This is a genomic window from Martinezella lusitana, from assembly GCF_016901135.1.
Lineage (GTDB): Bacteria > Pseudomonadota > Alphaproteobacteria > Rhizobiales > Rhizobiaceae > Rhizobium > Rhizobium lusitanum_D.
Genome location: NZ_JAFEVL010000042.1, coordinates 45,992 through 67,663 on the forward strand (window position 1 = coordinate 45,992; position 21,672 = coordinate 67,663).

At 61.6% G+C, this 21,672-nt stretch carries 15 protein-coding genes; 14 read left to right on the forward strand and 1 reads right to left on the reverse strand.

Features of this window, described 5'->3' with window-relative positions:
- Positions 1-3: 3 nt before the first annotated feature.
- The gene (gene tssH, locus JTP94_RS14565) at positions 4-2,751 is read right to left on the reverse strand and encodes a type VI secretion system ATPase TssH (RefSeq protein WP_204851204.1); all 2,748 of its coding nucleotides are present in this window, start codon (positions 2,749-2,751) and stop codon (positions 4-6) included.
- Positions 2,752-3,037: 286 nt separating this feature from the next.
- On the opposite strand from tssH, the gene tssA reads away from it, so the two are divergent.
- The 14 genes from tssA (at position 3,038) to JTP94_RS14635 (ending at position 21,664) form a co-directional block, all read left to right on the forward strand.
- A complete protein-coding gene (gene tssA / locus JTP94_RS14570; protein WP_204851205.1) occupies positions 3,038-4,027 on the forward strand; it encodes a type VI secretion system protein TssA in 990 nt (329 codons plus the stop codon).
- A 105-nt stretch (positions 4,028-4,132) separates the two neighbouring features.
- On the forward strand, positions 4,133-4,645 hold the full coding sequence (tssB, locus tag JTP94_RS14575; protein ID WP_034511320.1) for a type VI secretion system contractile sheath small subunit: 513 nt from the start codon (positions 4,133-4,135) through the stop codon (positions 4,643-4,645).
- Between the two features lie 110 nt (positions 4,646-4,755).
- Positions 4,756-6,234 (forward strand): type VI secretion system contractile sheath large subunit, encoded by a 1,479-nt coding sequence (tssC, locus tag JTP94_RS14580; protein WP_204851206.1) that lies wholly within the window; start codon positions 4,756-4,758, stop codon positions 6,232-6,234.
- Positions 6,235-6,283: 49 nt separating this feature from the next.
- The gene (gene tssC, locus JTP94_RS14585; RefSeq protein WP_281434807.1) at positions 6,284-7,687 is read left to right on the forward strand and encodes a type VI secretion system contractile sheath large subunit; all 1,404 of its coding nucleotides are present in this window, start codon (positions 6,284-6,286) and stop codon (positions 7,685-7,687) included.
- Entirely contained in the window at positions 7,684-8,511 is an 828-nt protein-coding gene (locus tag JTP94_RS14590) for a type VI secretion system accessory protein TagJ (protein WP_204851207.1), read from the forward strand. Before tssC (JTP94_RS14585) ends, JTP94_RS14590 begins: the two co-directional genes overlap by 4 nt.
- Positions 8,504-9,013, forward strand: a complete 510-nt coding sequence (gene tssE, locus JTP94_RS14595) for a type VI secretion system baseplate subunit TssE (RefSeq protein ID WP_204851208.1) — start codon at positions 8,504-8,506, stop codon at positions 9,011-9,013. Before JTP94_RS14590 ends, tssE begins: the two co-directional genes overlap by 8 nt.
- Positions 9,006-10,787 carry a type VI secretion system baseplate subunit TssF gene (gene tssF, locus JTP94_RS14600; protein WP_204851209.1) on the forward strand — a complete coding sequence of 594 codons (1,782 nt, stop codon included), beginning with the start codon at positions 9,006-9,008 and terminating at the stop codon, positions 10,785-10,787. Before tssE ends, tssF begins: the two co-directional genes overlap by 8 nt.
- A 21-nt stretch (positions 10,788-10,808) precedes the next feature.
- Positions 10,809-11,834 (forward strand): type VI secretion system baseplate subunit TssG, encoded by a 1,026-nt coding sequence (gene tssG, locus JTP94_RS14605; protein ID WP_204851210.1) that lies wholly within the window; start codon positions 10,809-10,811, stop codon positions 11,832-11,834.
- Positions 11,824-13,017, forward strand: coding sequence for an FHA domain-containing protein (locus tag JTP94_RS14610; protein ID WP_204851211.1), 1,194 nt, complete (start codon positions 11,824-11,826; stop codon positions 13,015-13,017). The genes tssG and JTP94_RS14610 overlap by 11 nt, the downstream gene beginning before the upstream one ends.
- Positions 13,014-14,354 carry a type VI secretion system baseplate subunit TssK gene (gene tssK, locus JTP94_RS14615; RefSeq protein ID WP_204851212.1) on the forward strand — a complete coding sequence of 447 codons (1,341 nt, stop codon included), beginning with the start codon at positions 13,014-13,016 and terminating at the stop codon, positions 14,352-14,354. Before JTP94_RS14610 ends, tssK begins: the two co-directional genes overlap by 4 nt.
- Positions 14,351-15,871 (forward strand): type VI secretion system protein TssL, long form, encoded by a 1,521-nt coding sequence (gene tssL, locus JTP94_RS14620; RefSeq protein ID WP_204851213.1) that lies wholly within the window; start codon positions 14,351-14,353, stop codon positions 15,869-15,871. The genes tssK and tssL overlap by 4 nt, the downstream gene beginning before the upstream one ends.
- Positions 15,868-19,359, forward strand: coding sequence for a type VI secretion system membrane subunit TssM (tssM, locus tag JTP94_RS14625; RefSeq protein ID WP_204851214.1), 3,492 nt, complete (start codon positions 15,868-15,870; stop codon positions 19,357-19,359). Before tssL ends, tssM begins: the two co-directional genes overlap by 4 nt.
- Positions 19,360-19,370: 11 nt before the next feature.
- Positions 19,371-20,756, forward strand: coding sequence for a type VI secretion system-associated protein TagF (gene tagF / locus JTP94_RS14630; protein ID WP_204851215.1), 1,386 nt, complete (start codon positions 19,371-19,373; stop codon positions 20,754-20,756).
- Positions 20,757-20,779: 23 nt separating this feature from the next.
- Positions 20,780-21,664, forward strand: coding sequence for a serine/threonine-protein kinase (locus tag JTP94_RS14635; RefSeq protein WP_204851216.1), 885 nt, complete (start codon positions 20,780-20,782; stop codon positions 21,662-21,664).
- The last annotated feature ends 8 nt before the right edge of the window (positions 21,665-21,672 follow it).

A 21,672-nucleotide genomic window follows, 5' to 3' on the forward strand; every position in this document is an offset into this window, starting at 1 on the left:
CGTCTAATGCCGCATCCGGACATGATGCTCGTCCGGGGCTGCCTCATTCGCCGTGCCGCCTGTTTCACGGCCAGCGAATTCACTGTCGTCCACCGGATGTTCCTCGATGAGGAACCGGTGATCGCCAAAACTGATGGTTATGCCGGCGACCTTGCGTCCCGCCGCAACGGCGTCGAGGAAGAAGGTCGACAGTTCGGGCAAAAGATCGCGTCCGATCATGGTCTCGATGGCACGGGCGCCCATTTCGCTCGCCTTGGCGCGGGCGACCAGCGCCTCTCGGGCCTCTGCCGACAGCGAAACGGTCGTGCCGTATGAGGCAGCCACGCGGTCTTGGATCCGGCCGATCTGGATGTCGACGATGCCGCTCAGCGTCGCGCCATTCAGCGGCAGGAAAGGCAGAACCGTGGTGCGGCCGACGAAAGCGGGCTTGAAATGTTTCTGCAATTCGGGAAGCAGCAGGGCTTCCAGCGCTTCGCCCTCGGGCATCGTTTCCGGGTCAGCGGCAAACGCCGCCAGCAATTCCGAGCCGGTATTGGCCGTCATGACGATGGTGGTGTTCTTGAAATCGATATCGCGGCCTTCGCCGTCGCGGAGCGTTCCCTTGTCGAACACCTGGTAGAACACTTCCTGGACGCCGGGATGGGCCTTGTCGATCTCGTCCAGCAGCAAGACGCCATAGGGGCGGCGGCGCACGGCTTCGGTCAGCACCCCGCCCTCGCCATAGCCGACATAGCCGGGCGGCGATCCGAGCAGCAGCGAAACCTTATGCTCCTCCTTGAACTCGGACATGTTGATGGTCGTCAGATACTGGCTGCCGCCATACAGAAGATCGGCCAAAGAAAGCGCCGTTTCGGTCTTGCCGGTTCCCGACATGCCGACGAGCAGGAAGACGGCCGGCGGGCGGCGCGGATCGGAAAGTCCGGCGCGGGCGGACCGCATGGCAGCCGAAATCCGTTCAATTGCGGCATCCTGGCCGAGGACGCGCTCCTTGAGCCTGGCATCCAGCGTCTTGACCGTCTCGACCTGATCCGACAGCAGTTTGCCGACCGGAATACCGGTCCAACGCGCCACGATGCCGGCAATGACTTCCTTGTCGACGACACGGGGAACCAAAGGCATCTCTCCGGCAAAATCGGCAAGATTGCGTTCCGCCTGCGCCAGCGCCGCGCGAATGGTTTCCGGGGACGAGCCATGGGGCGGGAAAAGCGCGACGTTGTCGCCGCGCATGGGTGTTCCGTCTTCGGTCGGCTGCGCGCCGGCATCTTTCAGCAAGGCTTCAATTCGATCGGCTTCCTTCGATAGCCGGATCTCCTCGTCAAGCTTGGCCTGCAGCCGCTCGATCTCGGCGATCACTTCACGCTTCTCGGTCTCGATGATGACCAGGCGGGCAGTAAGCTCAGGCGCGGGGGGCTCGGCTGTGAGCGCCGCGGCCTCGGCTTCCAGCATCTCTTGCTCGTAGCGCAGACCCTTCAATGCTTCAGGAATGGTTTGTCGGGCCAGGGATACGGCGGCAGCGGCCGTATCGATGAGGCTGATCGCCTTATCCGGCAATTGTCTCGCAGGGATGTAGCGCGCCGAAAGGCGAACGGCGGCGGCCAGGGCCTCATCGCGAATGCGAACCTTGTGATGGGCTTTGAAGCTGTCGACGATGCCGCGCAGCATGCGGATAGCCGTCTCTTCGTCGGGTTCCAGAACTTGAACGACCTGGAAACGCCGGGTCAGCGCCGCATCCTTCTCGATGTGGCGCTTGTATTCACTCCAGGTCGTCGCCGCGATCGTCCTCAGCTCGCCGCGCGCCAGTGCCGGCTTCAGGATGTTGGCTGCGTCGCCCTGTCCGGCCTGGCCACCGGCGCCGATCAGGCCATGGGCCTCGTCGATGAACAGGATGATCGGCTCCACTGAAGCCCGCACCGCGGCAACGACGCCGTGCAGGCGACGCTCGAACTCCCCCTTTACGCCCGCTCCAGCCTGCAGCAGGCTGAGATCCAGCAGCAGAATTCGGACCGGCTTCAGCATATCCGGCACGCTTCCGGCGGCAATCTCAAGCGCCAGCGCCTCGGCAACCGCCGTCTTGCCGACGCCGGCCTCGCCGACCAGGATCGGATTGTTCTGTCTGCGTCGCATCAGGATGTCGATGACCTGACGGAGCTCGCGGTCGCGTCCGATGACGGGATCTATGCGGCCAAGCCTGGCATCGGCGGTCATGTCCCGGGTGTAAAGACGCAGAAATTCGTTCTCACCAGTGGCCGGAACTTGCTCCGAATGTTGGGTCGGCGAAGCGGCGCCAGCCGTTGATGACACAACATTCAACCGTTTTTCGAGCGCGTTGCGGTCGAGATTTCGCAGCGAAGGCGCCATACCGCGGGCCATGATTCGCAGCGATTGATCATCGGTTAGCGCAGTGAGAAGGTCGGCCAGAGCGATGCTGTTCCGGCCACATTGAAGCGAGGCGACCAGCCAAGCTTCCCGCATCAACGCAAGCAGGCTCTGCGATAGCACCAGTGCCGTGCCGCCATCTCGCGGCAACTCCGCAATGGCGCTATCGAGCTCGGCTCGCAGAGCGTGTGAAGACACGTTAAGCCCTTCAAAAAACGAGCAAACTTCCGGTGCGTCGAGCAACGCACGTATCCAATGTGCGACATCCACGCCGGCATGCCGATCCCGTGCAGCAAGAGACGCTGCAGCCTCAAGACCCACACGCAATTCTGGCTCAAGCGTTCTGATCAGACGATTGAGATCGATATTGGACACGTAGAAATCTCCCCCTTAGGTTTCCAACAAGGTGCATCCTCCATGTCGCGAGAACAACTAGGGCGCTTATCCAAATGTGTCCAGCCCGCAAACATTAATTTTTGCCTGACTTCCAAATTTGGCATTGTCATAATTCTGTTGCAGAATATACACGGTTGACAATGAAATATATCGACATAACTATCTTGCGCTTAAGCGATGTAGTTGAAAATTCGGAGTTAAGCCCCTGCTCAATGTCCGCGACATAGAGACTCCATTTGAAGAAAATGCGCCATGTGGAGAAAACATGCGCAGTAATACTTCTATGCGCGAAATATACTATAGAATAAAGGACGCAAGAAACCAGGCTCGGGCTGCAGAACGAGGTATATCGCCTGGTGAGAATATTAGCGTTCCACCTGCTTGGTCAGATGTTAGCAATCTGGGATTGCAGATTGTTTCTTCAAAAAGTAAGGACCTCGAAGTATTAGCGTGGCTCGCGGAAGCAGAACTACGCATTCGTGGTTTCGAAGGATTGAAGGATGTCTACCAGGCGATAGCGTCGCTTTTAGACAAGCATTGGGAGAAATTTCATTCCGTCGGCGAGGACGACATAGAGGAGCGTCTTGCACCCTTGGCGGGGCTGAATGGGGTCGGCGGCGAAGGCACGATCATCCAGGCGATCCGGCTTACAGCGCTCGTGCCCGGCATGAAATTCGGCCAGTTTTCGCTCTGGGATTTCCAGCTTTCGCAACGACCCAACGAGACCAGGCGACGCGAGGAACTGAACCAGGCCGTGATCGAAGCCGGCACTTCGGCGATGAGCACCCATCTCGAACATGTCAACGGCTGCATCGCCGCCTTTGACCGACTCGTTTCCATCCTGAATGAGCGCTGCGGAGCGAAGGCGCCACCAAGCTCCAACACGCACAATGTCCTGCTTGAGGCCGCATCAGCACTTCGCACGCTTGCCGGCATCGAAGCCCAGACAGTCGAAGCCGAGGTCGTGCCGCAGCCGCCGGAAGGGACGAACGAGCCGGCTCAGCCGCGTGCCCGGCCCTTGAGCGCCGAATCGATAGGCTCGCGCGAAGAGGCATTCGAGCTGTTGCTCGCCGTTGCGCGCTACTTCCGTCGCACAGAGCCGCACTCTCCGATCTCGATGGCGATCGAGACGATGGTGCGGCGTGGACGCATGGATTTCTCAGAACTATTGGCCGAATTGCTGCCGGAACAGCAGGCTCGAAACGCCGTGCTGACGGCGGCAGGAATTCAGCCGAAATCCAACAAGAGCGGGTAGCCGATACAACCTACCGCTCAACTTTTTGCAACCCGCCCTTTCCAAAATCGAGTTGCGCCACATTTGAAAAGCAAGTTTTGCCGCCTGGGATTGAAGGAGAAGCTTATGGCAAGTGTTCATGAAAAACTGGAGCGAGTGCGCAAGCCGAGGGTCCACATCAAGTACGAGGTGGAGACCGAAGGCGCCATGGTCGTGAAGGAACTGCCCTTTGTCGTCGGCGTGCTCGGCGATTTCTCCGGCAATCCGACCCAACCGCTGAAACCGTTCGGCGAGCGCAAGTTCGTGCAGATCGATCGGGACAATTTCGACGACGTGATGCGCCGCATGACCCCCGGTCTGAACATCACGGTCGAAAACACGCTCGAAGGCAACGGCTCGGATATTGCCGTCTCGCTGAAGTTCGAGAGTATGACGGATTTCGAACCCGGCTCCGTCGTCAATCAGGTCCCCGCGCTGAAGGCCCTTCTCGATGCCCGTAACCAGCTTCGCGACCTGATGAGCAAGGCGGACCGTTCGGAAGAGCTGGAGCGGCTGCTCGAAGAGGTCCTGCAAAACAAGGCGGATCTTTCGAAGCTGATGTCCGAACTCGGCGCCCACGAAAAGCCGGCAGCAAGCTGATAGCAATCGGCGGTCCGCGGGGCGGATCGGCCAATCCTGTTTCAAGCAGCCGATAGCGGCAAGCGCGCAAGCTTCACCGATATCGCCGCATTTTCCGTAAGGATCGAAAAATGAGCGCTGAAAGCCAGTTGAAGACCAAAGAGGCCGAATTTGCGCCCGAGGAGGATCTGCTGACGCAGATCGTTTCAGCAACCCGGCAAACCGAACCCGATCGCGCCCAGGACCTCCTAAGGACACTGACCGACCAGGCCTTGAAGGGCACCGTCACCTACGACCGCAACCTGACGGTCACCCTCAACAACGCCATCGCCGAACTCGATCGGAAGATTTCCCGGCAGCTCGCCGCCATCATGCAATCGCCTGAGTTCGCCAAGCTGGAGGGCAGTTGGCGCGGATTGCACTACCTGGTCAAGAACAGCGAGACCAGCGTCAATCTGAAGATCCGCGTGCTCAACGCATCGAAACGCGATGTCTCGAAGGATCTGGCAAAGGCCGTGGAATTCGATCAGTCGCGGCTCTTCAAGTCGATCTACGAGGATGAATTCGGCACCCCGGGCGGCGAGCCCATGGGTGCGATTATCGGCGACTACGAATTCGACAATTCCTTCGATGACGTACAGACATTGCAGGCCATCTCGTCGATCGCCGCAGCCGCTTTTGCCCCTTTCATTTCAGCGGCAAGCCCCCGCATGTTCGGCTTCGACGACTATCGTGAGCTTGCCCGTCCGCGCGATCTCGAAAAGATCTTCGAGACGGTGGAATATGCGAAATGGCGCAGCCTCCGCGACAGCGAGGATTCGCGCTTCGTCACGCTTGCGCTTCCACGCGTCCTTGCCCGCATGCCCTACGGACCGAAGACCAACCCGATCGACGATTTCGGCTTCGACGAGACGGAGCATTCCAAGAGTGGCGAACTCGAGCACAATTCCTATTGCTGGATGAATGCATCCTACGTGATGGGAACGCGGCTGACGGACGCTTTTGCCCAGAGCGGCTGGTGCACGGCCATCCGCGGCGCCGAAAACGGCGGCAAGGTCGAGAACCTGCCCATGCATATCTTCTCGAGCGACGACGGCGACCTTGATCTCAAATGCCCGACCGAAGTCGGCATCACCGACCGTCGCGACGCAGAGCTCGGCAAGCTCGGCTTCCTGCCGCTCTGCCACTACAAGAACACCGACTATGCCGTGTTCTTCGGCGCGCAGACCACGCATAAGCCGAAACTCTACGACAAGCCGGAAGCGACAGCCAACGCGGCGGTTTCCGCTCGCCTGCCCTACATGATGGCGACATCGCGTTTCGCGCATTATCTCAAGGTGATGGGCCGCGACAAGATCGGTTCCTTCATGGAGGCCGAGGACTGCGAGAACTGGCTCAATCGCTGGATCTCCAATTATGTCAACGCCAACGATGACGCGGGCGAGGAATCGCGCGCCAAGTATCCGTTGCGCGATGCGAAGGTGACGGTCCAGGAGGTTCCGGGCAAGCCCGGCTCCTATAACGCCGTTGCCTGGATGCGACCCTGGCTTCAGATGGAGGAATTGACCACCTCGCTGCGAATGGTCGCCCGTATTCCGAGCAAGAACTAGGGGGAGACCGCGCGGCGGTCATCCCGCCGTGCGCCTTCAGTCAGCCAACATGATCGCGACGACGATGGAATCGAGAGCCGCCTGGCCCCGTCAGGTGCATCGCGTGATCGCCATGATCGACGATGCCCTTAACCGGCAGGTCAACGCCATCCTGCACCATCCCGAATTCCAGGCGATGGAAGCGCGGTGGCGCGGGCTTGCCATGCTGGTGCACCACACCGGGCAATCGGATGACGTGAAAATCAAGCTCCTGAGCGTCAGCTGGGCGCAGCTGTCGCGGCATCTCGAACGCACGACCGATTTCGACCAGAGCCATCTCTTCGAGCTGGTTTACAGTCGCGAATTCGGCATGCCCGGCGGCGAACCCTTCGGCCTGTTGATCGGCGACTATGAACTCTCGCCTCAGGATCCGAGCGGCGGCGATACGATCGGTGCTCTGACGCAGATCGGCATGGCCGCGGCCGCGGCCTTCTGCCCCTTCATCGCAGCCGCGTCGCCGCAGACAATCGGCCTGCAGCATTTCGACGAACTGAACCGGGTCCAGGACTTTTCCTGGCTTGCCTATGATCCCACCCGCATTCGCTGGAACGGGCTTCGTGCGCGTGAAGACTCGCGGTTTCTGGGACTTGTCGCGCCGCGGATCCTGATGCGCTCGCCCTATGAAGCATTCGCGCGTGAACGCGACGATCAATTTCCGTTTCGCGAAAGCATTGCCGCCGACGGCAGCACCTTGCTGTGGGGTAATGGCGCCTTTGCCTTTGCAATGATCGTCATTCGCAACTTCATCGAATCCGGATGGTTCGCCGATATCCGCGGGGTGACCCAGGACGCGGTCGATGGCGGCATGTTGAGTGCGCAGGAGTTGGCGCCCTACGATCTCGGGACCGAAAGCCATGGGCTTTCACAGCAGGCGCCGGTCGAAATACGGTTGACCAACACACAGGAGCAGCAACTCTGCGAACTCGGCATCGTGCCGGTCGCGACCACCTACCTCTCCTCCTCGGCGATCTTCAATTCCAACCAGTCGTTGCATGCGCCGCCGCATTATTCGAGCGAGCAGGCGAGGCAAAACGCGCGCATCGCCGCCATGCTGCAATACGTGCTCTGCGCCTCCCGCTTCTCGCACTACCTCAAGGTCATCATGCGCGACGAGATCGGCCGACTTGCCGACACAGTCTCGATCGAGCGCAAGCTCAACGACTGGCTCTCCAGCTACACTCTGGGCAACGACGATGCCGATGTGCCGTTGCGTATCCGCTTCCCGCTGCGCTCGGCCGGTATCACGGTCGATGAAATTCCCGGCAAGCCGGGCATGTTTGCCTGCACTGTGCGGCTGCAGCCGCATTTCCAGCTCGACGACGTGTCGACAAGTTTCCATCTCATCGCGGAAGCAGCGAACTCGACGCAGACGCTCTCCCGTCCCGCAAACGCGCCGCAAAGGATGTCTGCATGACTCTCTCCGCCAAGATCGCCGAAGCCCTCCGCGAAAATGCACTCGATGATGCGATCGAGCAGGCAAAGGCGCATTTGAAGGTGGCGCCGGGCGACAAGGACACCAGGCATCTCTTCATCGATCTCCTGATCCTTGCCGGCGACTATGCGCGCGCGGACGCCCAGTGCAATCTCGCTGCCACCTTCGCTCCGGAAGACACGATGGGCTTTGCCTTGCTGCGCAATCAGTTGCGGGCGATGGCAGCGCGGTCGGCCTGGTTCGATAAGGCAGCCACTCCGGATTTCCCGAATGGCCCGACCGCGCTCGACCAGGCGGCACTGAAGGTTGCGGTTGCACATCGCGACAGCTCTCCGGAAACGGCCGCAGCACTTCAATCCCTCGAAGAGCTCAGGGGCGAACGACCGATGAGCTGGAACGGCAAGCCGGTTTCGGATTTCCGCGATCTCGACGACCGAATTCCGCATGCGCTCGAAGCGATCATGACCGGCGGAGCCTATCTCTGGATCGATTTTTCCAGGATCGCCGCTGTTCGCCTCGAGCCCATATCGCGCCCGCGTGATCTCGCCTTCCGCACAGCCGAGCTGGAGCTCGCCGATGGCGCCAGCGCTCAGGTCCTCCTGCCCGCGATCTATCACGGAACGACAGGAGCAAAGCTGCTGCTGGGCCGCGAGACCGAATGGATCGACGAGCCGACGGGCATCACCACCGGCCGCGGCCAGAAGTGTTTCCTGGCCGGCGATGACCTCGTCTCCTTCCATGACCTGGAGACGCTGGAAGCCGTGTCCCGCAACGCCGAAGAGACGAGGCGCACCGCCCATGGTTGACCCGCTCGAACGCTACAGGCCCCGGGAAAGGATCGTCGCCAGATCGATCATCGATCGGCTGATCGACGAGAACCCGGATCGATTGCAGGACCCGCCGCTGACGGCGGCCGAGCAATTGCGCGAGCTGCGCGAATGCATCCGCCGCGATCTGGAAGCCCTGCTCAATACCCGACGCCGCCCGACCGCACCACCTTCGATCCACGAGGAACTCGGCGATGCGCTGGTATCCTTCGGTGTCGACGGCATGGTATCGGCCAACCTCGTCACGGATGAAGCCAAAAGCCGCCTCGCGCGCCTGATCGAGAGACGGATCGCCCTTTTCGAGACGCGCCTTTCCGACGTGCGCGTCAGCATCCTGAAGAGCCGTGGCAACGGCGAACGCGCCTTGCGTATGCGCATCCAGGCGACGTTCCGGGTGCATGAGGGCATGCCGCCGATCAGCTTTGAATCGACGATCGATCCGTCGACGCAGCGTTTCCTTGTGGAGGCCGGCAATGGCTGACGGCTTCCTGCAGCGATACAATGACGAACTCGTCGCCATCCGCCGCCGCGCGGCACGCTTCGCAGATGCCTTTCCGAAAATCGCCGGCCGTCTGCGCGTGACCGGCGAAGTTGCCGACGATCCCCATGTCGAGCGGCTGATCCAGAGTTTCGCCTATTCGGCTGCCCGCGTGCGCCAGAAGCTCGATGACGAGTTTCCGGAACTCACCGACGGCCTGCTCGAAACGCTTTACCCGCATTATCTCGCCCCGCTGCCCTCGATGAGCATCGTGCGCTTTGCGCCAAGCAACACGCTTGCCTCAGTTCAGACCGTTCCGCGTCATACGGAAATCTTCGCTGAGCCGATCGGCGGCGAGAGCTGCCGCTTTCGCACGACCCAGGATACCGATGTCGCGCCGATCGAGATCGTCTCGGCTTCGCTGGCAGGCCATCCGATCAGCGCGCCGCCCTCGCCGCACGCCGGTGCTGCCGGTTGCCTGCGTCTGTCGATCCGCGCGCGCGACACCAACAAGCCGCTCAACGAAATCGGCCTTGATCGGCTCCGGCTGCATATTGGCTCGTCCTGGCAGCAGGCGGTTGCCATCCACGAGCTTCTCGTCAACCACACGCTCGGCATCGCGCTTGCCCATCACGCGGATGATCGCGCCCCCGTGATGTTGCCGGCGAAGGCGCTGCGGCCGGTCGGATTCGAGCCGGACGAAGCCATACTGCCCTATCCCGCCTCAAGCTTTGCCGGCTACCGATTGCTGACCGAATTTTTCGCGCTACCGCAGAAATTCCTCTTCATCGACATTGTTGGCCTGAAAGCCTGGTGTGGAGAGACGCTGGAGATCTTCATCTATCTCGATGAAACCAACGCAAAGCTGGAGCGGACGATTTCGGCGCGCGATTTCGTGCTCAACGCGACGCCGGTGGTCAATCTGTTCCGCCAGACCTGCGAGCCGATCGCGCTTGACGGCACGCGCACCGAATATCGCGTCCTGCCGGATGCCAGACGGCAGAAGACGCGCGAGATCTATGCGATCGACAGAGTGCTCGTGTCCGGACGCGCCGGCGAGGAGGAGCAGTGCCAGCCTTTCTTCGGTCGCGGCCTGAAGGGTGGAGCCTCGTCGCTGTTCTGGCAATGCGCTCGCCGTTTCGATGCCGATGACGGCACCTCGGACATGGAGATTGCCTTCGTGGATCGCGCGCGCCGCCCCAGCGGACCGATCGACAAGATCGCCAGCATCGACGCCCTTTGCCTCAATCGCGAACTGCCCGAACAACTGCCCTTCGGCGGCGGCCACCCCTATCTGCAGCTTGCCTCCGGTAGCGAAGCAGTCGGTACCGTCGAGGCGCTGATGGCTCCAACCCCTTCCGTGCGGATGAACGAGCAGCAGGGCCGCAACTGGCGACTCATGTCGCATCTGCAGCTCAACCATCTCTCCATTTTCGACAATGACGGGGCCGCGCTGAAGGACATCCTTTCGCTCTACGCCTTCCGCGACAGCCGCGAGACCAGACAGCTTGCCGATGCATTGGTGCGGATCGAGGCGAAGAGCTCGATGACCCGTCTTGGCAGCGGCGGCATGGTTCCTGGCACCGATATCCGGTTGGAATTCGACCCCGCGGCGATCGACAGGCCGTCGGCCTATCTCTTTGGCAGCGTTCTCGACCGGTTTTTCGGTCTTTACACCTCGATCAATAGTTTCACCCGTCTCTCTATCTCAATGAAGGGACAATCAAAACCGATCGCCGTCTGGCCGGCCCGCGCCGCCGAACGGCCGCTGCTCTGACGAAAGGATGGTTTGAAGCCGATGGATCAATTCCGGCCGAGTGACAGCGACATGCTCGCATCGCTGCTCGAACGCGACCCCGGTCGCTTCGAGCCGACGACGGCATTCCGCGTCGCCCAACATTCGGCTGGCGATCATCTGTCGGTGTCCTCGCCGCTCGGCGTTTCGCCGGCCCCGCTCGCCGTCAACGACTTCAAACGGAAAAGCAATGGTGCGTCGCTGAGTGCCAGCATGGGCGGTCTGCTCGGGCCGCTCGGGGCGATGCCGCCGAGCTACAATGAACTTGTGATGCGCGAGGAGCGCAATCGCGCCCGCGGACTTGCAAGCTTCTTCGATCTTTTCACCAGCCGTCTGACCGAGCTTTTCGTCGATGCCAGCGAAAAGTATCGCCTTGCCCGCCGGCTACGATGGAATCCGGACAGAAACGGAAACTCCTTCGTCACGACGCTTTTTTCGCTTGCGGGCTTCGGCACGGCTCGGCTGAAGGAGCAGGTTCGACCCGACGATGAGCTCATCCTCAGATTTTCAGGTTTCTTTGCGGCCCGGACCCGCAATACGGTCAATCTGCAGGCCATACTGCATGAGTTCAGTGGGCTGCCCGTGGCAATCGAGCTGTTCAAAGGGCGTTGGCTTTCCATCCCCATCGAGGAGCGCAGCCGCATGGGCCAGGCCCACGGCGTGCAGCTGGGGGTAAACGCGACGGCGGGAGCGGCGATCCATGATTTCGGCGGTAGTTTTCGCGTCGTCATCGGACCCGTCGACTACGAGGACTACTGCTCCCTTTCACCTGATAGCAGTAACATCGACGCGCTCTTTGCATTGACACGCCTTTATGTCGGCCCGGCACTTGATTTCGATATTCAGGTCGTCCTGAAGAAGGAGCACATCCCCTTCTGCCGGCTGAGCGAAGACGGTGATCCGCCCAGGCTCGGCTGGAACAGCTGGGCACGCGTCGGCAATGCGGATCGCGACAGCGGGGACGCCATCATCGCCGAGCCACGCTCGAAGCGCGGGCCACCCACCGAAGGAGGTGCCCATGCGGCTTGAGTTGCGTCAGATCGCTGGTGAGGGTGCGAGCAAAGGCTGGTTCTTCGAGCGCGGCAAGCGCACGCTCGGTCGGTCACCGGACTGCGACTGGCAAGTATCGGACCCGCGGCGTCTGGTTTCGAAGATCCATTGCGTGATCGAGCGGGATCGTGGCGGCTTCCTGTTGCGCGACCAGAGCGCCAATGGCACCGAGGTCGATGGCGTCACGATCCTTGAAGGCGAAACCGCAAGGCTGGCGGACAAATCGAAGATCGCTTTTGGCGACATCGCCTTCACTGTCGTCATCACCGGCGAAGCCGATCGCGATATTGACGATCCGGCCGCCGATCTACGCCTCAGCGACGAGACCATGACGATCTCCTCGATCCTCGCCGATATTGCGCCCGGCGGCGGCACAGCGAACGGCATACTCGGCCAGCGCGGCGGAGAAGACTGGATCGCGGCCATTCCGCAGTCGACGCGAAAGGATAAGCAGTCGAGCCGCAATGTCGATGTCGGCTGGAGCGGCCCGCCCGATATCGATGGTATCAAGCCGATCTTGCCTGACGATTGGAACGCGGACTTCAATCTAGGCAGCCAGCTCGAGCATGGCGCAGCAACACATGTCTCCGTTGCCGTCGCCCGCAACGCCAGCAGGGATGCGACCGATACTGCGAGAACGATCGTTCCAGCCAATGACGCGCAATCCGCCGATGAACCGGAGCATGGGGCACGCAGCGAGCCGATCGTGCCGGAAGACGACCCGCTTTTGAAGCTGGAATCTCTTGTCGACGCAATGGAGCAGGCGCTTGGCGATGAATGCTCGATCTTCGGCATCGAGGATCAGGACACCCATTCTCTCGCTACGCCTTACGGCCGGAGCCGTGCCGAGCGGCTTGCCGACCGCCTTCGTTCTCTCGTGTCACGACAATCCACCCTCAACGCGGGTCTTGAAAACCTTATTCGCGAGGCGAGCCGCATGTTCGAGCCCCGCATGATCGAAGCCCACGTCGATGCCACCCCGCGCAAGGTGCTGTGGCATGGCAGCCGGGACTACTGGAAGACCTATCGCGCCCAGTTCGAAAGGGACGGCCGGAGCATTTCCGTCCGCGATTTGCTGGCAGAGGCCGTGTGCGCCGCCGCGGATAGCCGCGACGAACAGGATATCAGCACCATTGCAGAGAGGACGGGCAACACCCGATGAAGAACGAAAATCGAGTGGCGTGGAGCGAGGGCATGTTCCTTCGCGTACAGCATTTCCAGCAGGCCGATCGCTGGACGGAGCGACTGGTGCGCACGACCGCGCGGGGCTTGGCGCCCTATCCCTGGGGCGTTGCGGAAATCGGCGTCGACCGCAGCGCGCTCGCCATCGGCCAGTTCGCGCTATCGAACCTGCGCGGTATCCTGCCCGATGGAACGCCGTTCGAAGCGCCCATCGACGCGGACTTGCCGCCTCCGCTCGATCTGGACGATTCCACGAAGAATGCCATCGTTTATCTCGCCCTGCCGGCGCGCCAGCCCGGCAAGGCGGACGTGGCATTGAACGGCAGCGCGATGCGCAACAGCGTGCGCGTCACCGCCTCGCTATACGAGGCGCCGGATTCCAATATCGAAACCGACTTCATGGCGCCGATCGATGTCGGCCGCCTCAGCTTGCGCTACCTGAAGACCGGTGACGAGCTCGCCGGTTACGAACTGATCGGCCTTGCCCGCATCATCGAGGTGCGCTCGGACAGGGCGGTCATCCTTGATCCCGATTATATCGCTCCCTGCCTCAACTGCGCCGCCGAAGCGCGGCTGAACGAGCTGATCACCGAATTGCTTGGCATCGTGCGTCACCGCGCCGAGGCAATTGCGGAACGCATCGGCGACCCGACGGTGCGCGGCACCGCCGAGGTGGGCGATTATTTCCTGCTGCACATCCTCAATCGAGCCGATCCGATGTTGCGCCACATTGCGGCGAATGCATCGAGGATGCATCCGATGGCCTTCTACGAACAATGCATCGAGCTTGCCGGCGAGCTCGCCACATTCACGACCGACAGCAAACGGGCGAGCGATTTCCCACCTTACCGCCACGATGATCTGAAGGCGACATTTGCAGCTGTTTTCAATGATCTGCGCGCTTCTCTTTCCTCAGTGCTGGAACAGGCTGCGGTCGCAATCGAGCTCATCGAGCGGCGGCACGATGTGCGTGTCGGCACCATCAACGACCGCTCGCTGCTCAAGGATGCGGGCTTCGTGCTTGCCGTGCGCGCCGAGATGTCGGCCGAGGACGTGCGGCGCAAGCTGCCGGCGCAGATCAAGATCGGACCGGTCGAGCGGATCGCCGAGCTCGTCAATGTCGCGTTGCCCGGCATCCCCGCCCGCCCGCTGCCTGTTCTGCCGCGGCAGCTGCCCTACCGATCCGGGACGATCTATTTCGAACTCGATACGAAGAATCCGCTTTGGAAACAGCTTGATACCTCCGGCGCGATCGCCCTGCATCTTGCCGGCGACTTCCCTGGCCTGGAGATGGAACTGTGGGCTCTCAGAGAATGAACACACCACGATCGACACCATGGCACGAGTTGCCGACCATCATCGAGCTGACCGAGAGCGGCGCCAAGAAGAACGACGCTGCCCGCAAGATGGCCGACATCCTGGATGACGAACTCGATCAGCAGGCGGCAGTGGCGCCCGGCGGCTGGTCCGTCGATACCTTGATCCGCAACTTCCGTTTTGGCGGCGAGGACGTTCCGACCATCGTGCGCTCGGCCGCTCCCCTGCTCAACCTTGCCCATAATCTCCGCAACACCGATGAGCAGCCTGATATCGCCGAGCTGCGGCGCGTAACGATCGAGGCCGTCGGGCGCTATGAACGCGATCTCGCCAGCGCCCGTATCAGTCCGGAGCGGGCGCGGGCAGCGCATTATGTGGTCTGCGCAACCATCGACGACGTGGTGCTGAGCAAGCGCTGGGGCGTGCGCGCCGGCTGGGCGCGCTCCGGCCTCGTCTCCACCTTCCACATGGATGTCACCGGCGGCGACCGGGTGTTCGATCTCCTCGACCATTTCCAGCAGAGCCCGGGCACCAACAAGGATCTGTTGCTCCTTATATATCTCTGCCTGTCATTGGCCTTCGAAGGCCGCACGCGCGTTTCGCCGCGAGGTTCGCTGGAACTCGGCCGCATCCGCGATAGCCTCTACAAGACGCTGCTCGGGCAATATGGCGTCTTCGAGCGCGAGTTGTCGCCGCATTGGCGTGGCGTTTCCGCCCGGCACAAGCCGCTGCGCACCGCTGTCGCGCTTTGGACTGTCCTTTCCGTGCTCGCGCTGCTGTTTGCACTCGGCTACATGTTCTTCACGCTCTCGCTCAATCAGGCTTCGGATGCGACCTTCGAGCGCCTGGCAAACCTGCCGCCGCGCGACACACCGAGCGTTCTGATCGACACGCCGAAACCCAAGGAGACGGTCGCCGAGGTTCCACCGCCGCCAAAGAAGCTGCCTGAAATGCCCCCGCCGGTGGTCAAGCCGGCCCCGAGCCCGCTCGACAATCTGCTGGCTTTCCTTCAGCCGGAAGTCGACCGCAAGCTCGTCACACTTTCCAATTCCAACGGGCGACTGCTGGTCCGCATCAACAATTCCGGTCTGTTCGACACCGGCAGCGCCGAAGTTAGTGACCGGTTCCGCGACCTTCTCCAGCGCATCGGCGGCGCCCTCGCCTCGGAGAGATTCCGCGCCGTGGTCGTCGGCTACACAGACAATGTGCCGATCCGAACGACCCAATTTCCGTCGAACTGGCACCTATCCGAAGCCCGTGCCCGCGCCGTCGGCGATATCCTGGCTGCTTATACCGGCAAGGATGCGATCCTGACGGAAGGACGGGCCGACAGCGATCCGCTGGCAGGCAACGACACGCCGGAGGGCCGCGAAACAAATCGGCGCACGGAAATCCTGGTGCTGACCGATCCGACGCAACGGCTTGGTGACGCCGCCCTCGATCCGCAGCCGACGGCTGGCCCGCTGAGCGGCAACGCGACTCCCGCGCCGTCAGCAACGACGGGGGCTGCCCGATGAACCCGCTCGGTATATTTTATACGCTTCGCTCCTATGTTTCGGTCTATGCCGGGCTTCTCGGCCAGCGTTTCATATCGCTTATCTGGGTCGCGGCCATCTGCGTCCTCATCTGGTTCTACGGCTATACGATCGGCTACGGCACCTTCAAACCGCTGGCCACCGTCAGTGCCCGCCTGATCGCAATCGGCGTGGTCATTGCGGTTTGGCTCGCCTATCTGCTGATCTCGAGGCTGCGCGCCCGTAAGCGGGACAAGGCACTTGTGGACGGCATCAGCGACGATGCAGCAAGCCAGCAGGCCGAAGTCGGAGAGATCCATAGCCGCCTCAAGGAAGCTTTGCTGCTGCTGCGTCGCATCAGCAAGAAGCGCTTCGGCTATATCTATGAGCTGCCCTGGTACGTCATATTCGGCGCTCCCGGCTCCGGAAAGACCACTGCGCTCAGCAATTCGGGATTGAAGTTTCCGCTTGGCGACGCGCTTGGAAGCAATTCGGTGCAGGGTGTGGGCGGCACCCGCAACTGCAATTGGTGGTTCGCCGACGAGGCGATCCTCATCGATACGGCAGGCCGATATACGACCCAGGATGATCTGAACGGCGCATCGAAGGCAGGATGGGAGGGCTTCCTCGGTCTCTTGAGAAAATACCGCCGGTCGCAGCCGATCAACGGCGCCCTCGTCACGCTCTCGATCGGCGACCTGCTCGGCCGCGATCATGAGGCGCAGCTCGACGAAGTGCGTTCCATTCGCAAGCGGCTATCGGAGCTTGACGAATATCTGCAGGCGCGCGTGCCGGTCTATGTCATTCTGACCAAGGCCGATCTGTTGACCGGCTTCGTCGAATTTTTCGACGGACTTGCGAAGACCGATCGCGAACAGGTCTGGGGCACGACCTTCAATCTCGACGAAAGCTACAAGGGCGAAAAGCTGCCCGAACGCTTCATGGAAGAATTCGCGCTGCTGCAGCAGCGGGTCGATGCGATGCTGATCGAAAGACTGCAGCAGGAGCCGAATATCGAGGTTCGCGGCCGGATATTCCGCTTCCCCGCGGAGCTTGCCTCGCTGGGCGAACGGTTGCAGGAAGTGCTGAGCGAGCTTTGCTCGTCCTCGAGCCTCGTCGAAGCGCCGCTGATGCGCGGCGTCTATTTCGCATCCGGGACGCAAGGCCGGGAGACAGCGCTTGCGGAAACGCCCCGCATGCGCCGCAGCTATTTCCTGTCGCGCCTCTTCAAGGAAGTCATCTTCGGCGAGGCGTCGTTGGTCGCGCGCGACAGGCGCTTGTCCGGCCGCCAAACGATGATCCGGCGCATCGCCTATGGCGCGGCAGCGCTCGCGCTCGCTATCGTCTTCACCGGCTGGACGGCAACCTATTTTCAGAACTCGCGCGCCATTGCCGCCGCCGAGCGGCGCATCGACAATTACGAGAAGCTGGCGAACGGTATTCCGGTGCGCGATGTCAACGACGCGGATTTCCTGCGGGTCCTGCCGGCTCTGGACAATCTGCGCGCCGTGACCGGCGGCTTTGACGAGGCAAGGGTCTGGCCGACGAGTTTCGGCCTCGACCAGGAGGACAAGATCGCCAGCCGCCAGCGTGGCGCCTATCAGCGTGCGTTGAATTCCCTCTTGCTGCCGCGCATGCTGGTGGAGCTTCAAAGGGAGCTCAAGCAGTCTCCTGATGTCCAGAAGACCTTCGACAGCTTGAAGCTCTACGGGATGCTCGGCGGACTGGGACCTGTCGATAAGGATTTCGTCTCGCAACAGGCGGAAGACATGTTTGCCGCGCTCTATCCAGGCGAAGGACGCGTCGCCACCCGGAAGGCTCTGGTCACGCATGTCGAGGCCTTGGCGGCCGGCAGCCTGCCGGCGATCGAACTCGACAATACGCTGATCGCCAAGGCACGCGACACCATCCGCCCACAGGGTCTCGCCGCGCGCACCTATGACATTCTCGCCCACTCCCGTCAGGCACGCCAACTCGATCCATGGATTCCTGGGGACGCTTTGGGGCCGCTCGGCGCACAAGTCTTCCAGCGAAAGTCAAAAGCAGCGCTGCACGATGGCATGCCGGGAATTTTCACCGGCAAGGGCTATCGCACCGTCGTGCTGCCGAGTGTCGAAACAGCGGCGTCAGAAGCGCTTAGGGAACAATGGGTGCGCGGCGACAACAGCAACCCGACCGGAATGACCGCGGATGCCATCGCGCAGGCGGCATTGCAGCTTTATTTCGATACGTTCCAGCAGCGATGGTCGACGCTTCTTGCCGATCTGCAGGTGCGGCCGGCAAACAGTCTCGCCGATGCGACCGAGACGGCGAGGATACTGGCGGCCAATCCCAGCCCAGTCGAGATGGTGCTGAAATCCATCGCGACTGCAACGGATCTACGCCCAACGGCAGGAACGGAGGTCGCGTCGCTTGATGATGTTCCGGACGCCGCCCTCGCCTCGGTCGCAACCAGCGTCGCCAATACGCCCGATCCCTATGGACCATTGCGTGCGGCCCTCGAAGTGAACAGCAACAATACGCAGGCCGCCTCGCAGAACGAAAAGACGGATGGGAGTAGCGATAAGCCTCACTCCCAGATCCAGAACCTTCAACCCATTTTGCAGAATATCTATAGCCAGCTGTCGCGTGCCGCCACATCGACGGCGGAGGTCGCGCGTGTCTTCGACGCCGGTGGCCAGCTTGCCAACGCCAATCAGGACCTGCTGCAGCAGGCACGCGGCTTGCCGGCGCCGGCGGACGCATGGATGGTCGCGGTTGCCGCCGATATCGGATCGCTGGCGGTCAAGACGGCTCGCGCGCGCATCAACGATCTTTGGGCCACCGAAGGTGCGGATCTTTGCGCCCGCATCGTCACCGGTCGCTACCCTTTCGACCGAACATCCGGCCAGGATATCGCCATGGCGGATTTCGTTCGCCTCTTCGGCCCTCAAGGCCTCTTCCAAACCTTCTTCAAGAACCGGCTGGACGTCTTCATCGATACCAGCGCGCAGCCATGGGGTTGGCGAGGCACCTTCGGCGGCGACAGCATTCCGAGCCAGGCGATCGCGCAATTCGAAAATGCCAACAAGATCGAACGCGCCTTTTTCCCCGCCGGCAGTGAGAAGCCCGCGATTTCCATCAACGTGAAGCCGGTATCGCTGTCGGATTCGGCCAATGCTGTCATGATGGAGATCGAGGGCGAGCGCGTCGTCTATTTCCATGGGCCGATACAATCGAAATCAATCGGCTGGCCGGCTGCGGGCGCCGACAATCAATCCCGGATCGCATTTCTGCCCGGCGGCTGGCAGGAGGCCATGACGCAAGGCGGCGATTGGTCTCCTTTCCGCCTCTTCGACGCCGCGAAAGTCACGGTCGAAGGGCCGGATCTTTTCCGGGCCCGCTTCGAAGACAGCGGCCGAACAGCTGAATTCGATGTGCAGTTCGGTTCGGTGCTCAACCCGTTCCGGCTGCAGGCATTGTCCGATTTCAGCTGCCCGGCGCAATTTTGACGGTCCGGTCGATGAACGAGCATCTCGCCCGCACCCAATCGCCGACCCAAGCCGACGCGATCGGCTTCTTCGGCAAATTGCCGACGCATGGCGATTTCGTTTCTTCCGCGCTTGGCTTGCGCTTGCAAGGCGAGCTCGACCAATGGATCCGAGGTGGCCTGATCGCGCTCGAGGCTGCGTTGGCAACAGAATGGCGACGGCTGTTTCATGCCACAGCAGCCTGGCGCTTCGTCGTCGGTAGCGGCATTTGGGCACCCGGGGTTGTTGCCGGCGTGCTCCTGCCGAGCCGCGACCGTGTCGGGCGGAGTTTTCCGCTTGTTATCGCAGCGCAATTGCAGAGATTTTCCGGACAGCTTCGCGATCTCTGCGAAGACGACAGCTGGTTTACCGCCGCCGAAGCGCTGGCCGAAACCTCCGAAAAATCGGACTTCGAGATGCAGCGCTTTATCGAAGGGATAAAGCGACTGCGACTGCCGCTTGCCGATAGCCGCTCAAACACGCAACAATCCGCCACAGCGAGCGATGCGCCCCTGCCCGCTTCGCTCTGGTGGCGCATCAATCCCGGCACGCGTCACGGCAAGGGATTTCGCACCATGGCGGCGCCGACGGTTGAGGATTTTGTCAAACTCGTCACCACGGAAAATATCAAGACGCCACGGCCTTCGGAACCGCCGGCACGGCCCGTCGTGGCTGTTGCGATCGAGGCGGTAGACTCCGTGGCGACACCCCAATCCGAGTTGACGATGGAACGCAGCCATGCCAGCCATCCGGGAACGCGGTTGTCGCTCAATGCCGACGCCCTCCTCGTCTGCGACAGGCCGCGCATCTTCGCGATTGCCGACGGAATGGGCGACGGCATCGGCGCCATCGAGGCGGCACGCATCGCGACCCAGATACTCGCCGGCATTCCCGAGCGCGAGGCGTTACAGACATTGGTCCAGGATGTGAGAAGCAAGCTCAGCCACGCGCACGCCATCCTGCGCGCGAAAGGGACGAACGGAGAGCGAGAGCCACCCGTTGCCAGCATTGTCGTCGCGGCATTGTTCGACGGCAGATTTGCAGCCATATGGGCAGGAGACACGCGCTGCTATCTGCTGCGTGACGGCATGATGCGGCTCCTCACCCGCGATCACCTCGACATCGGGATGCGACGCATGCTCGGTCGCGGTTTAGGCTTGAGGGAACAGTTCGCCTCGGACATCGTCATCGACGACCTTCAACGCGGTGATCGGCTGCTGCTTGCCAGCGGCCCGCTTTCACGCACGCTCACGGATCGGGTGATCGCCGAGATATTGATCGATACTCCGATAGATCAGGCTGCCGATGCCCTGGTTCAGGAGGCGCTCATCGCCAACTGCCGCGAGAATGTCAGCGCCATCGTCATCGGCGCGACATGACACGGGAACCAGATTCTAAGGATATGAGAGAGATCGCGGCGAGCTTTGCCGGGCTGCTGCGTCTCCTGACACATGACGGCGAGGTCGAGCGACCGGCAGACATTCGCGATCTTCTGGTCGACCGCCTGCGCGATGCGCTCGACCGGCGTGTGCCATCCATACCCGACGGAGAGCCGACTTTCGTCGCAGGCACCTTTCTCGTCGAAGCGGTCATCCATTCTCATGAGCTCACGGAGATCACTCGTCTGCGCCACCGTGATCTCGGTACATCGCACGCGCTGAAGACCATCAGCGCCGATCGAGCCAATGAGGCGGTAACCAAAGCCATGTTGCTGCGGGAAGCGCGCATCGGCATGACGCTGCGTCATCCCAATCTCGTTGCGTTTCAACTCGCCATACGATTGGCCGACGGGCGGCCCGCGATCATCATGGAATGGGCGGGGCCATCGTTGTCGCAACGATTGGCGGCGGGGCCTATGTCTTCTGCTGACATCAGGCGGTCAATGAAGTCGCTGCTTCTCGGGCTGGATGCTATACATGCGGCCGGTTATGTCCATGGCGATATTTCTCCCGCCAATCTGCTCATATGCGACGATGATTTCGAGCGATTGAAGATTGCCGATTTCGGCACGGCATTGGAACATGGCGCGCGCTACGACGATCTCGATATTGCCAAGGTGGCAACGCCGGGCTTCACCGCGCCGGAAATCTATCGAGGCGAAGCCGTCGATCCTCGTGCCGATCTTTATTCGGCGGGCTGCGTGCTGAGTATGCTTCTTGCACATTGCAGCGACACGGAAGACGCCGTGGCCCGGCTGAAGACTGCCGCCACAGACCTGATGGATCACTCTCCGTCCAAGAGGCCGCCAAATGCCGTGGCGGCTCTTGAGCTCATAACTGAAAACTAGCCCGGAAC